The following is a 13,633-nucleotide window of genomic DNA, read 5'->3' as shown; positions in this document are numbered from 1 at the left end:
TTACACTCCGAAGGGATGACGCAGCACGATAGTCTCATCGCGATCCGGCCCGGTGGAAATGATGTCGATAGGCACGCCGCATACCTCTTCCATGCGCTTGAGGTAGTTCTTGGCGGCAACCGGCAGATCTTCGTAGCGCTTGATGCCGACCGTGCTTTCGCTCCAGCCGGGCATTTCTTCGTAAATCGGTTCGCAATGATCCAGCGCTTCGGCTCCAACCGGGAAAATATCGTGCGTTGTACCGCCAATGCGATATCCAACGCCGATTTGCACGGTTTCCATGCCATCCATCACATCCAGCTTGGTGATGCACAGGCCTGAAACGCCATTGACCTGGATCGAACGCTTCAATGCCGCGGCATCGAACCAGCCGCAACGGCGAGCGCGCCCGGTGGTCGAACCGAACTCGTGACCGCGCGTCGCCAATTGCTTGCCGATCGGATCGAGCTTGTCTACAGCATCGTATAATTCAGTCGGGAACGGGCCGGAACCGACACGCGTCGTATACGCCTTGGTAATACCCAGCACATAATTCAACATCTGCGGAGCCACGCCACTGCCGGTAGAAGCGCCACCAGCGATGGTATTGGAGGAAGTCACGAACGGATACGTACCGTGATCAACGTCCAGCAGTGCCCCTTGCGCGCCCTCGAACAGCAGGCGCTGGCCTTGCTGATTGGCGAGATAAAGCATGTTGGACACATCCGCCACCATCGGCTTGATCTGCTCAGCCAGCGCCAGGGTATCCTCCAGTGTCCGCTGGAAATCGACCGTTTCGGCCTGGAAATAATTCTTGAGAACGAAATTGTGATAGTCCAGCACTTCACCCAGCTTTGCCGCGAATCGCTCGCGATAGAACATGTCCTGCAGGCGAATTGCACGGCGCGCGACCTTGTCTTCATAAGCCGGACCGATGCCACGGCCGGTCGTACCGATCTTGGCGGTGCCCTTGGCGGCTTCCCGCGCCTGGTCGAGCGCAACGTGATACGGCAGAATCAGAGGGCACGCCTCACTGATCTTGAGGCGCGAACGCACGTTGACGCCGGCCTCTTCCAGCATGCGCAGTTCGGTCAGCAGCGCCTGCGGCGACAGCACCACGCCATTGCCGATATAGCACTGTACTTCTTCGCGCAAAATGCCGGACGGAATAAGGTGCAATACCGTTTTCTTGTTACCGATGACCAGCGTGTGGCCTGCATTGTGACCGCCCTGGAAGCGCACCACTCCCTGGGCATGATCGGTGAGCCAGTCCACGATCTTGCCCTTGCCTTCATCTCCCCACTGCGTGCCGATCACGACGACGTTCTTGTTCATGTTTACCCTGTATCTATCAAACTTTAATTCGTAACAACTTCCCAAGCCGATCCTTGCTTGACCAGCGTCCTGTCGCAGCCAAGCTCCGCACGGTGGGCCTCATGTCCTGGCAGGTCGACGACGACCACTTCTCCAGCTGCCCGCAATGCGGCAATTATTTGATGCAATTGCGCATCGTCGGCGTAAGGGGCAAGAATGGCTTTTCCATTTTCAGCTACTGGCAATGCGGTTGCCAAACCGCGCAGATCGAGGCTGAAACCTGTCGCAGGCCGTGCGCGGCCAAACGATGAACCGATCTCGTCATATCGTCCGCCCAATGCGAGCGGACCGGAATAGCCTTGCGCATAGGCCGCAAACACCATGCCGCTGTGATAGTGGTAGCCGCGCAACTCGGCAAGATCGAATGAAACCAGTACATCACAATCCTGAAGCTGCTGCGCCACATGGCGCAAATCCTGTAAGGCTTGACGGATTTCCACATAGGAAGGCAAACGCTGCTGGGCCTCATCCAGGACTTCAATGCCGCCATTAAGATCGGCCAGGGATAGCAAAGCATTACGGATATCGCTGGGAAGTCCCGTCGTCAACTCGGCTACTTCGGATTTATCCTTGCTTTGCAAGGCCGCAAGCAATCCTTGCTCCTGCTCGCGTGCAATGCCTGCATTTTTCACGAGGCTGCGGAAAATTCCCACATGACTGAAGTCGATTTGCAGACCAGCGATACCCACCGATTGCAAGCCTTGTACCAGCAAATGCTGAATCTCGATATCGCTTTCCACGCCGGCATGTCCGAACAGCTCGGCCCCAACCTGCAATGGTTCCCGCGTCTGCGCCAGCCCATCAGGGCGTGTGCGCAGCACGCTCCCTGCATAACAAAGACGCGTAACGCCCTCGCGGTTGAGCAAATGCGCGTCGATACGCGCAGTCTGAGGGGTAATGTCTGCACGCACGCCCATCAGGCGACCCGTCAGCAAATCTACAACCTTGAATGTTGCCAGGTCGAGATCCTGCCCGGCACCTGTCGTCAACGATTCAAGATATTCCAGCATTGGCGGAATCACCAGCTGATAGCCATGGACGTGAAACAGGTCGAGCAGCTTGCGCCGCATCTGCTCCATGCGTGCAGCCTCGGCGGGCAGCACGTCTTCGATATATTCGGGAAGTAACCAGTTACGCATAAGATTTTTCAGCGGAGAACGAACAACAACAGCATACCGCCAGCCATGGAAGCCAGGCCGACAAAACGCAATTGTCCGTCCTTGAGTTCTATCATGCGCTGGAATGTCTGGCGCCATGCACGCGGCGCCAGCAAAGGCAAAGCGCCTTCCAGCACAAGCATCAGGCCGAAGGCCATGAGCAGCGGATTATCCAAAACTTACTTTCTGCCGCCGGCGTCTCGCATGTATTTGAAGAATTCCGAGTCCGGCTGCAATACCATCACGTCGCTCTTGCTCTTGAAGCTGTTGCGATACGCATCCAGGCTTCGATAGAAAGCGTAGAACTCGGGATTTTTGCTGTATGCGGAAGCATAGATTTCCGAAGCGCGGCCATCGCCTTCACCCTTGATGCGTTGAGCATCGCGATAGGCCTCTGCAATGATCACCTCGCGCTGCTTGTCAGCATCGGCGCGGATTTTTTCGGCTGCGCCAGCACCTTGCGAGCGCAAGTCATTGGCAACACGTTTACGCTCTGCTTCCATGCGCTGATAAACCGACTCGCTGACCTCTTCCGGCAAATCCACACGCTTCAGCCGCACATCCAGCACCTCGATGCCCATCTGGCGCGCTTCCTTGTCAGCCTTCTGGCGCAGGATCTCCATGATCTTGTCGCGCTCGCCGGAGACCACTTCGTGGATGGTCCGCTTACCGAATTCGGCGCGCAGGCCATCGTTGACCGTTTGCGCGAGCCGCGCCTGAGCTTGCGCTTCATCACCGCCGCGAACGGATACGTAGAACTTGGCCGGATCGGCGATGCGCCACTTGACGAAGGAATCGACCAGAACGTTCTTTTTCTCGCTGGTAATGAAGCGATCCGGCTCGCCCCAGTCCAGCGTCAGGATACGCTTATCAAAAGTACGGACATTTTCGACAAGCGGCATCTTGAAATAAAGTCCGGGCGTTCTCTTGACGGAAACAATCTCGCCCAAACGGAAGATCATTGCATACTCACGCTGATCGACTGTAAAGGCCGACATGCTGAGCAACAGCAACGCAACAATAAAACCAATCAGCACCGCACCTATATTTCTCATGGCCGGCTCTCCCTTTCACGGCTGCGGAACGATTCACGCGAGCGTTGCGCATTGCTATCTTCGGCTGACTGCGCCGGCGTATTTGTAGTGGATGCGCCTTGGGCAGGCGTAGCCTCGGCCGTGGCCATCAGCTTGTCCAATGGCAGGTAGAGAAGGTTTCCGCCTCCGCCCTTCTGGTCGACGACGACCTTGCTGACCTTGGAAAGAATCTGTTCCTGCGCATCCAGGAAGAGACGACGACGCGTCACTTCCGGAGCCTTTTCATATTGACTCAACACCTGATTGAACCGGCTGGCATCACCCTGCGCCTCGTTGATCACACGCACCTTGTAACCAGCGGCCTCCTCCAGCAGACGAGCAGCAGCACCACGCGCCTTTGGAATAATGTCGTTGGCGTAGGCTTGACCCTCGTTCTTTTGACGCTCGAGATCCTGCCCGGCCTTGACTGCATCGTCAAAAGCCGCCTGCACCTGTTCTGGCGGTTGTGCATTCTGCATATTGACATTGGTGATGTTGATGCCGGATTTGTAACGATCAAGAATGTCTTGCATCAGCTTCTTGGCAAGCGCAGCGATTTCCGTACGCCCTTCATACAACACGAAGTCCATCTTGTTCTTGCCGACGATTTCACGAATCGCGGTTTCAGCAGTGCCGCGTACCGCCGCCTCGACATCGCGGTTATAAAACAGAAAATCTTCCGGACTCTTGATGTTGTACTGAACGGCGAATTGCAAGTCGATGATGTTTTCGTCATCGGTCAGCATCAGCGATTCACGAAGCTCACGACCACGAGACGTCCCCTCTTCGCCAGCCGAGCGGTAACCCACTTCCAGCGTACGCACCTGCTCCATGACGACGATATTGCGGCTTTCGATCGGAAAAGGAATATGCCAGCGGGGTCCGGGCAAGGTCGTTTCAACATGCTTGCCGAAACGCAACACCACGCCGCGCGAGCCTTGATCCACGATGTAGAAACCCGTAGCCAGCCAGATCAAGGCAATTAATACAATAATGGGAAGGATGGCAATACTGCTGCCCGAACCGTCGGGCTGGTTCCGCGAAGGACCTTTGCCAAAGAGGCCGTTCAGCTTGCGGCTGAACTGACGCAACATTTCATCCAGATCGGGCGGGCCGTCGTTATTACGCGAACCCCATCCCGGGTCGTTTGATGCCATGGAATACTCCGATTATCTTTGCTTACGCGACTGCATTTACTTGCTGAATAGCATCCATCAACCCACGCTGACGCTCTGCCAACGCCTGACGAACAAGCTCCATTCCCGCACCTGAATGCGCGGAAACCCAAACCTTGCGGATTCTACCATATTCATCCCGCTCGAGACCGGGCTCCATGCCTGCCAGATCGATCTTGTTGAGCACCAGCAGTTGAGGAACCTCATCGGCTCCGATTTCAGCCAGCACGCGATCCACCTGTTCGATCTGCGCATCGCGACTTGTACTGGAGACATCGATCACATGCAGAAGAAGATCAGCCTGCACCGCCTCTTCCAGCGTCGCTCCAAAAGCATCCACCAGCGCATGCGGTAAATGTTTGATGAAGCCTACGGTATCGGACAAAACGACGGGGCCGCCATCTGGGATAAACACCTTGCGCGATGTGGTATCCAGGGTCGCAAAAAGCTGGTCCGCAGCGTAAACGCCTGACTGCGTCAGACGATTGAATAGCGTGGATTTCCCCGCATTGGTATAACCCACGAGAGACACCGACATCACATTGGATCGACGCCTTGCCCTGCGTTGGATACCGCGCTGACGCTTCAGCTTCGCCAGTCTTTCCTTGAGGCTTTTGACACGCTCACGAATCATCCGACGGTCCAGCTCGATCTGCGTTTCGCCAGGGCCACCACGCATGCCGATACCGCCCTTTTGTCTTTCCAGGTGAGTCCACCCCCGAACCAGCCGCGTCGACAGATGCTCAAGCTGTGCCAGCTCGACTTGCAACTTGCCTTCAAAGCTTTGCGCTCGCTGGGCAAAGATGTCCAGAATCAGGCCGGTGCGATCAACCACCCGGCTTTCCAGCTTGCGCTCAAGATTGCGTTGCTGCGAGGGAGTCAGATCGTGATTGAAAACGACGACGCGGGATTCGGTTGCCTGCAAAGCTGCAGCCACCTCCTCTGCCTTGCCACTACCGACAAAATAAGTGGCATCCGGCTTGGGACGTTTCCCTTCGACGGTAGCACGAACATCAAGGCCGGCCGTCAAGGCTAGCTGACGCAGCTCTTCCAGGCTTTCGGCATAATCTGCCTCGCCAAAATCGAGGCTGACCAGGACAGCAGACTCACCGCCCTCGGGACGATCAAACATTCCTGCTACCCAGCATTATTCCTCACTGGCCATACCAGGAGGAATGTTGACGGCACGTCCAGGAACGATGGTGGAAATTGCGTGCTTATAAACCATTTGCGTGACCGTGTTTTTCAACAGGACGACATATTGATCGAATGAGTCGATCTGACCTTGCAGCTTGATGCCGTTTACCAGATAGATCGATACAGGCACATGCTCCTTACGAAGCGCATTCAAAAATGGGTCTTGTAAAGTTTGCCCTTTGGTGCTCATTGTGTTCTCCTTTTCGTGGAGCTTTAGTTGTTAGTAAACTGTATGTCAATACTACAGCAATGACTATATCCTATAGGAATATTCCTGGCATCTCAAACCAATCCCACCCCATAGATAAAGCCAATCCCATCAAAATCAAGAGACTCCGATGCAATTAACTTTCTGCAGAGGTACCCGTGAAGTAACCGGCTCATGCCATCTGGGTTGAAATCGGAAAAATCGCTTTCTTGTCGATTGAGGCATGCTTCAGGGAGGCCGGGATACATATCTGAAAAACCAGCGTTTCCCGACCTTCGACCCTGCCCCAATCGATTTCGTTCTGCTAACACACGCGCATATCGATCATTTCGATAGAATCACTAGATTTATTTCGATTCGTCCTGCGTCCGCCACTGCATCCAATTGTCAATCTGATCGGCGACAAACTCGATGGGGATTCCTCCACGGACGCGAACGAAATCGTCAGTTTTTGAATTTCAATTCAGGAATCCCGACATACGGCGCAGGGTTTCCTCTTTACCCAGCAAGGCCATCACGGCATCGATACTTGGCGACTGTGCGATACCGGTCAGCATCACGCGCAACGGCATCGCCACTTTGGGGAATTTCAAGCCATTGGAAGTCACCGCCTGCTCGATCTCGCCATGGATTGCTTCCGTCGTCCATTCGGTTTCCGATAACCGCGCAGCCAAGGCTTGTATCACAGGACGAATCTCCGACGTCAGATGCTTATCCAGCATGTCCTGCGCGGGATGAATCTGCTGGTAGAAGTATTCCACCGCATCGGCCAGTTCGTTGAGAGTGGAAACGCGCTCGCGGTAGAGCTCGACAACCCGGCTCAAATCAGCCCCACCCTCCGTAGCAACTCCACGCGCGGCAAGACGCTTGGCTATGTCTGAAGCAATCCGACCCGGATCGGCCAGCTTCATGTAATGTGCATTAAGCCAGTTAAGCTTTTCGGTATTGAATTGTGCAGCTGAAGGCGTAATATGATCCAGATCGAACCACTGGCAGAATTGCTCCATGCTGAAAATTTCGTCATCGCCATGCGACCAGCCCAAGCGTGCCAGATAGTTCAGCACCGCCTCCGGCAGATAGCCATCCTCGTCATATTGCATCACGCTCACCGCGCCATGGCGCTTGGATAACTTCTGCCCATCGTCGCCCAGGATCATCGAAAGATGTGCATATTGTGGAACCGTGGCTCCCAACGCATGCAGCAGGTTGATCTGGCGTGGAGTGTTGTTGACGTGGTCATCGCCGCGAATCACATGCGTGATGCCCATATCCCAATCATCTACCACCACGCAGAAATTGTAGGTCGGCGTACCATCGGCGCGGGCGATGATGAAATCGTCCAATTCCTCATTTGAAATCGCAATACGACCTTTTACCTCGTCGTCCCACGCAACCATTCCAGTCAGCGGATTGCGGAAACGCACCACCGGCTGAATACCCGCCTGCGGAGTCGGCAGAATCTTGCCCTCCTCCGGCCTCCAGGTACCGTCATAACGCGGCTTGAGCCCGGCCGCCATCTGCGCTTCGCGCATTTGCGTCAACTCTTCCGGCGAGGTGTAGCAGTAGTAAGCCTTATCCGCATCGAGCAATTGCTGGATGACTTCCTTGTAGCGATAGATGCGCTGCATCTGGTAGAAAGGACCCTCATCCCAGTTGAGCCCCAGCCAGCTCATACCATCAAGAATCGCCTGCACCGCCTCCGGCGTCGAGCGCGCCACATCAGTATCCTCGATACGCAAAATGAACTTCCCGCCATGCTTACGGGCATAAGCCCAGGAAAACAATGCGGTACGAGCACCTCCAATGTGGAGAAAGCCTGTCGGACTAGGAGCGAAACGGGTGCGGACGGTCATGAAATACGATGCAAATTTGATGAAGCGCGAATTTTAACATGCGCCTCGGCGCGCGTCCGATTTGACCCGCTCGGCCCGACTGTGATTTAATACGCGCCTCCCTTCACAGGGGCGGTTAGCTCAGCGGTAGAGCACTGCCTTCACACGGCAGGGGTCACTGGTTCGATCCCAGTACCGCCCACCAATTGCATACTTATGCAACAGCAATCTAATCTCAATTACATTGTTATAGCCTGAATACATTCCAGCCCTTATCCATGATAAGCAGCTAACGCATACATCACTTAAGCCGGGTATCAACTGGGGGAGCGATAAACCCTATCCGAGCATCCAGACAGCAACGCTCCTCATCGTCAACACAATGTATATTCGGCAAATACCGTCTATCGGCACCCCCCAGTCCATCTGTACTAGGCTTTGGTATAGTATTCACGATGCGCCTATTACCCCTTTCACCGCGTGCTCATCATTGCTAATGATAGTTGCCTGCCCTGCATAAAGTTATAGAGATTGACCATCTAGGTCATCGCTAAGATTATTAAAGATAGTGACCATCAGGCAAGACTAGACATATCCATCACAACGAATATCGTGCAGGCGCAACAATTGCGCCCTGTAGACGCCAACATACTGATAGCCCACGCATATCATCGACTAACGAAACTGCCACTAAAAACAGCAAGCCATATCCATGCTTGCGACATCAAGCCCCCAGGCAAGTAGCACACCCTGTCTAATGGCCAAGCCACCTGTGTGAGGAGTAGCTATGCTATGCAAGGAGCGCTGGTTGGGCTTGCCGGGACTTTACTGATTGGCGATACCACTCGGCGGTAGTCTGCAAACCTTGCGCCATCGTATAAGGTGGCTTCCAGCCAAGCTCACTACGGATTTTTGAGCCATCGATCACCAGCGATTGCGTGAGCCGGTCAATGGCAGCCGATTTACCAAACAGTGCAGCGGCACCTCGCATGAGCACTAAAGGCACAGGAAAAACCCAGCCGGGACGATGCAGCGCATCTGCCATGGCCTGAATCAACTGCGGGATGGAAACATCCTCACCATCGCTCACCAAATAAGTCTGGCCTGCCGCCGCAGGATGGGCGGCACAGGTTATGAGTGCATCCACCAGATTACCCACATAAATCAAGCTGCGCGAATTCTGCACATTGCCCAATGGCAATGGAATACCGCGATCAACCAATGTCAGCAGCTTTGCAAAATTTGCTTTCACGCGCGGCCCATAGACCAACGGGGGCCGCACAATGACCAGCTCCATCCCCGTTTTTTGGGAGATGCCCCGCAAAGCCTGCTCCGCCTCCCACTTGGAGATCGCATAAGCATCTTGTGGATGCGGATGATCAGACTCCCTAAACACCCCCCTTTCCCCGTTTGCAGAAGAGAGGGTAAACTCGCCATTCACTTTGATCGAGCTGACATAGACAAAACGCTTTATGCCAGCCTTTGCAGCCTGCCGTGCAAGATTGGCTGTGCCGTGCAGATTGACTGCAAAAAATTCCGCCATGTTGGCAACGGCATACTCTGCCATCTTATGAACCCGCGCAGCCAGGTGAATAACTACATCACAATCCGTTAGGGCATCATGCCAATCGGTGTGGGGTCCCAGATCGCCGACAATGTAATTTGAATCGGCTTCGGTTTTACAATTGCGGCGATTGGTCGCACGCACCTCATGACCATGTACATTCAAACCTCTGACAAGTGCCTCACCAACAAAACCTGACGCTCCGCTAATAAGCACTTTCATAGCAACTCTTGATTGAGATAAATGGATTTATTCTAGCGCGTTTACTTAAAATAACTGACTGAAGTAAACTCGGTCGATTTCTCTACATTGGACTTCCCACACTTTAGAAGCCACGTACCGGCAATGTATTGATTTTAGAACTCGGCTACAGCGGGACATTATCATGCTATCTATACCATAATCGATTATAGAAGCCTTAATTTAAACTTGCCAATGATAAGAATCATGATCGATGAACCCGGCATTCACTAGCACTATCATATTCGGACATGACGATTATGCGGACATGACGATGAGCAGAGCCATGGCTATTATGCAGGCTGTGGGCAACTAACCTGCCTGAGCCAACGACCGGCGCATCAAGAGCCTGACAGAGGCCGATGATTGTAGTCATGAAGCGTCGACATATCCAATTTGCTTTGATAACAATTCTTGATAAAGGCTTAGTGTCAGCTTAATAATAAGATGTGAAGCAAATTCAGTTTCGGCTCGCGCTCTTCCACGAGCACCAAACTGTGCTCGTAGCTTTGGATTAGTAAGCATTTGAGATAAAGCCTCTACCAAAGCATGTACATTACGAGGCGGAACTAATATTCCGTTAGCCCCATTACGAACAACCTCTCTACAGCCAGGAACATCTGTCGTTACTACTGGTTTTCCTGCCGCTAAGGCTTCAATAAGAGATTTTGGCAACCCTTCCCGATATGAAGGTAAGCATACAATATGACTTGAGGCCAATATCGCAGCAATATCATTTTGATGGCCGATCCATTCGATCACTCCATCCTTATGCCATGCTTGTAATTGCTTATTAGAAATTGTTGCCGGATTACCTAAGTCAGGAGCACCGACAAGGAGAAAACGCGCATTAATCCCTTTTAAACGCAATTGTCGTGCAGCTTCAACAAACTCACCCACGCCTTTATCCCAAAGCATACGCGCCGTTAAAACTACCACAGGAGGGTCCTTAGGTTCAGGCTGTGGTGTGAATTGATCAATATTCACTCCTGCACCCCGGATTAATACAGCATCTGAGGAACGCACCAAACCATCAGCAACAAAGTTAGTTAAGTCGTCATTATTTTCAAACACTACCTTACTGCAAGATGGGTTGATTAATCGACGTATTGCTGAGAGTACAAATGGTCGTAGCAATCGGGCTATCCATTTATCAGAAGTAAATATGTAGCCCATCCCGACCGGAGCATTAACCAGATGTGAGAGCCCCAAAATCCGCGCTATAAAAGACCCATAAAGCATAGGCTTAAGTGCAATATGATGAAGTAGATCGGGGCGCTCATTTCTGTAGATACGCCAAATATCCAATAAAGTCTGCAACTCGCCCAATGGATTGATTCTCCGTCGTTCTACTTTCAACGGAATTAGACGTAAACCTGCATTACGGATGATCGCTCCATGATCAGTTTCACGGGCAACAACAATAACCTCATAACCTGCTTGCTTGGCTGCAATTGCACGCTCAATAAAATGTGAACAAAAGAACCAATCTTCAGAAATTAGATATAGAAGTTTAGGCATAGCTATTTGGATCCATTAAAATTTCCCAGAATCCTTGTAAGCTTATCCATTGCAGAAATGGGAACAGGCTCAGCCATGCGCCAGAAAAACGCTCTATTACAAGCAGGCATTGCAGCAATTAGATCCACACCCAGTTTGAAACATGAAGCTATGATCGCTAGAAAAAAATTTCCCCACTGATGACGTCTGACAAACAGCCGGATCTGAGCTTTCAATAAAGTGCGCCGAGCAAGCAAGGTCTTGGCAAGATTGAATGAACCTTGTCTATACCCCAACAAAACCTCATCCAAACAAGCAAAGCAGCTATCAGGGTAAGCACGCAGAAGAAGCTCTTGATCTTCAGCTCGCAATACTTCTGGGAAACGATATTGATAGTGACGAAACCAGTTCGCACGCCCCATCCAAGTAGGATGTGGCAATGAAATTCCACGCCATGGGCGCGCGCAAATGGCCTGATGGGAGGGAAAGAATGGCAATAACCCGACAATATCACCCAAGTTACGAAACACAACTGCTCGACACCCTAGCAAATCGATTTCTGGGTGTGCCTGAAGATGTTCTACTTGACGTTTGAAACGCTCAGGAAAAGACACATCATCCGCATCCATTCGAGCAATATATACTCCTCGTGAGAGACTAATACCCTTGTTTAGTGATGAAGCCAAGCCCAGATTAATTTCGTTATCAATTAGCCTGATGCGGTCATCTTTATAAGACTCAATAATATTTCTGGTATTGTCAGTTGACCCATCATTGATAATCAAAAACTCGAAATCATCCAATGTCTGGCTCAAAATACTTTTAATCGCCTTGTGGAGATATTTTTCCCCATTGAACACAGGCATGATGATAGAGATTAGCGGCTCATCTATCATTATTATTTTCCCGTGTTTGTTGAAATTTAATTAAATTACTTCCAAGAACATGCATGAGTAATCAGTATGACCAAATCAGAAAATGTAGTTGTCATCCCAACCTAGCTTGAGATCGGGTTACGTTCACTATCTATTAACGAAAAGTTCTAGGCAGCGATCAGAATTAAATTGAGCTCTAAATTACGATACGAAGCATAAAAATAAAATGCTTAAGGTAAAAGCAAATATTGTTGCTCAGTAAAGTAAACAACTTATTACTCCAACCCCATAACTTTAAAAGCATTCTTGAAACGTTTATGCCAAGTATGATCCTTGATACAACGCTGATATCCCGCGAGCCTAATTTGCTCTCTAGCTCTATCATTGGCTAGATAAAATTTTATTTTATCCGCGAGTTCTTCAGCATTGCGATAACACACAATTTCTCGGTCTATCAGGAAAAACTCTTCCAGTTCTTCCATATACTCGACCATGTAAAATCCGCCACTCATTGGAACCTCAAAATCCCTCAACCGGATCTGCAAAATACGGTCTTCACTGGCATGAGTATTTCCACAACTTGAAAACCCTAAATTGATTTTTGATCTACTGTACATTCTAATCATGTCGATATCGGAAAGAACTTCTCCGACAACCCGTTGCGGTAGACTAATATTAGTCTCCATAGCTGTGAGCTTGCTGCTATTTTTAACATCTTGGGTAAGTTTACTTATTGCGCGTTTTTGCCCTTCTATTGTAAGTAATCTCCGCGCAATATCTCGATATCTTCGCCAAACAGACGGCTTAGAAAATTTCGCAAATCCTTCCGTATAGTTCTGCCAGCCATAGCCCCATACTCGAATATCAATACCGGCATCAAGTAAATATTTGATATATGCGGGACGATCACCATACGCTTGGCCGACGAAGGCCACATCGAACTCCGCTGGCAAATCATAAGGCTTATATATTGCTGGGTTGGCTGCCTCTTGAGAGTAAATAGGATTTGCGCCCAATGCCAGATAGTCCTTTAGCCTGAATTTTTCGGGCACCAAACAGAAATCATAGTGCGGTGATATCTCCGAAACCATATGCAGCTGATATGAACCATTACAGTACCAATTAACTGTTTTAATTCCCATTGAACGAATTTCATCAATCGTCTCTGGCAGTACACATGAATCATAAAAATAACTAAAAAAAAGGTCTATCGGCTTTTTATAATGAGCTTTCTTAATTTGCGCCAACAATTCTTTACTAACAATAGGGCGATTTGATTCTATAAAGTTCTTCGAGTAAGCAGGATCAAGATTAGAAAAGGTGGGTCTCAAATCATAATCAAACTCAACAACCTCATGACCAAGATCAACTAAAGGCAAATAGAGATTATTGCGCCATAAATTAGATTGAAAGACCGGGTTTGGCGTCGTGTCAGACGCATAAAATATTCTCATAAACT

The 13,633-nt window shown here is 50.8% G+C and carries 12 protein-coding genes and 1 tRNA gene; 1 reads left to right on the top strand and 12 read right to left on the bottom strand.

The genetic code is table 11. The features are described from left to right. From A7976_RS06680 to gltX, 8 genes are all read right to left on the bottom strand, one after another. Positions 1–1,314, bottom strand: a complete 1,314-nt coding sequence (locus A7976_RS06680; RefSeq protein WP_067108978.1) for an adenylosuccinate synthase — start codon at positions 1,312–1,314, stop codon at positions 1–3. A gap of 23 nt (positions 1,315–1,337) precedes the next feature. Then, positions 1,338–2,492 carry an ATP phosphoribosyltransferase regulatory subunit gene (locus A7976_RS06675; protein ID WP_067108976.1) on the bottom strand — a complete coding sequence of 385 codons (1,155 nt, stop codon included), beginning with the start codon at positions 2,490–2,492 and terminating at the stop codon, positions 1,338–1,340. A gap of 8 nt (positions 2,493–2,500) precedes the next feature. Next, a complete protein-coding gene (locus tag A7976_RS06670) occupies positions 2,501–2,686 on the bottom strand; it encodes a DUF2065 domain-containing protein (RefSeq protein ID WP_067108973.1) in 186 nt (61 codons plus the stop codon). A gap of 3 nt (positions 2,687–2,689) precedes the next feature. Continuing rightward, on the bottom strand, positions 2,690–3,565 hold the full coding sequence (hflC, locus tag A7976_RS06665; RefSeq protein ID WP_067108970.1) for a protease modulator HflC: 876 nt from the start codon (positions 3,563–3,565) through the stop codon (positions 2,690–2,692). After that, positions 3,562–4,740 (bottom strand): FtsH protease activity modulator HflK, encoded by a 1,179-nt coding sequence (hflK, locus tag A7976_RS06660; RefSeq protein ID WP_067108967.1) that lies wholly within the window; start codon positions 4,738–4,740, stop codon positions 3,562–3,564. The genes hflC and hflK overlap by 4 nt, the downstream gene beginning before the upstream one ends. A gap of 22 nt (positions 4,741–4,762) precedes the next feature. Next, on the bottom strand, positions 4,763–5,890 hold the full coding sequence (gene hflX, locus A7976_RS06655) for a ribosome rescue GTPase HflX (protein ID WP_067108964.1): 1,128 nt from the start codon (positions 5,888–5,890) through the stop codon (positions 4,763–4,765). A 15-nt stretch (positions 5,891–5,905) separates the two neighbouring features. Then, on the bottom strand, positions 5,906–6,145 hold the full coding sequence (gene hfq, locus A7976_RS06650; protein WP_067108961.1) for an RNA chaperone Hfq: 240 nt from the start codon (positions 6,143–6,145) through the stop codon (positions 5,906–5,908). 476 nt (positions 6,146–6,621) lie between these two features. After that, positions 6,622–8,016 (bottom strand): glutamate--tRNA ligase, encoded by a 1,395-nt coding sequence (gene gltX / locus A7976_RS06645; protein WP_067108958.1) that lies wholly within the window; start codon positions 8,014–8,016, stop codon positions 6,622–6,624. 109 nt (positions 8,017–8,125) lie between these two features. Between gltX and A7976_RS06640 the strand changes: the two genes are divergently transcribed. Next, a tRNA-Val gene (locus A7976_RS06640) sits at positions 8,126–8,200 on the top strand. 585 nt (positions 8,201–8,785) lie between these two features. On the opposite strand, the gene A7976_RS06635 is transcribed toward A7976_RS06640, so the two are convergent. From A7976_RS06635 to A7976_RS06625, 4 genes are all read right to left on the bottom strand, one after another. Then, positions 8,786–9,781, bottom strand: a complete 996-nt coding sequence (locus A7976_RS06635; RefSeq protein WP_067108955.1) for an SDR family oxidoreductase — start codon at positions 9,779–9,781, stop codon at positions 8,786–8,788. A 390-nt stretch (positions 9,782–10,171) separates the two neighbouring features. Beyond that, complete coding sequence (locus A7976_RS14780; RefSeq protein WP_082878022.1) at positions 10,172–11,320, bottom strand: glycosyltransferase family 4 protein; 1,149 nt, start codon at positions 11,318–11,320, stop codon at positions 10,172–10,174. Positions 11,321–11,322: 2 nt separating this feature from the next. Then, complete coding sequence (locus A7976_RS06630; RefSeq protein WP_067108952.1) at positions 11,323–12,195, bottom strand: glycosyltransferase family 2 protein; 873 nt, start codon at positions 12,193–12,195, stop codon at positions 11,323–11,325. Between the two features lie 254 nt (positions 12,196–12,449). Continuing rightward, complete coding sequence (locus A7976_RS06625; protein WP_067108949.1) at positions 12,450–13,628, bottom strand: glycosyltransferase; 1,179 nt, start codon at positions 13,626–13,628, stop codon at positions 12,450–12,452. Positions 13,629–13,633 lie beyond the last annotated feature (5 nt).

It is taken from the genome of Methylobacillus sp. MM3, from assembly GCF_001645185.1.
Classification (GTDB): domain Bacteria; phylum Pseudomonadota; class Gammaproteobacteria; order Burkholderiales; family Methylophilaceae; genus MM2.
This window is presented reverse-complemented; position numbering and strand designations above follow the sequence as displayed.

Excerpts from the sequence above, each read along its gene's own strand:
- A7976_RS06680 (WP_067108978.1), bottom strand. The coding sequence starts at position 1,314 with ATGAACAAGAACGTCGTCGTGATCGGCACGCAGTGGGGAGATGAAGGC.
- A7976_RS06675 (WP_067108976.1), bottom strand. The coding sequence starts at position 2,492 with ATGCGTAACTGGTTACTTCCCGAATATATCGAAGACGTGCTGCCCGCC.
- hflC (WP_067108970.1), bottom strand. The coding sequence starts at position 3,565 with ATGAGAAATATAGGTGCGGTGCTGATTGGTTTTATTGTTGCGTTGCTG.
- hflK (WP_067108967.1), bottom strand. The coding sequence starts at position 4,740 with ATGGCATCAAACGACCCGGGATGGGGTTCGCGTAATAACGACGGCCCG.
- hflX (WP_067108964.1), bottom strand. The coding sequence starts at position 5,890 with ATGTTTGATCGTCCCGAGGGCGGTGAGTCTGCTGTCCTGGTCAGCCTC.
- hfq (WP_067108961.1), bottom strand. The coding sequence starts at position 6,145 with ATGAGCACCAAAGGGCAAACTTTACAAGACCCATTTTTGAATGCGCTT.
- gltX (WP_067108958.1), bottom strand. The coding sequence starts at position 8,016 with ATGACCGTCCGCACCCGTTTCGCTCCTAGTCCGACAGGCTTTCTCCAC.
- A7976_RS06635 (WP_067108955.1), bottom strand. The coding sequence starts at position 9,781 with ATGAAAGTGCTTATTAGCGGAGCGTCAGGTTTTGTTGGTGAGGCACTT.
- A7976_RS14780 (WP_082878022.1), bottom strand. The coding sequence starts at position 11,320 with ATGCCTAAACTTCTATATCTAATTTCTGAAGATTGGTTCTTTTGTTCA.
- A7976_RS06630 (WP_067108952.1), bottom strand. The coding sequence starts at position 12,195 with ATGATAGATGAGCCGCTAATCTCTATCATCATGCCTGTGTTCAATGGG.
- A7976_RS06625 (WP_067108949.1), bottom strand. The coding sequence starts at position 13,628 with ATGAGAATATTTTATGCGTCTGACACGACGCCAAACCCGGTCTTTCAA.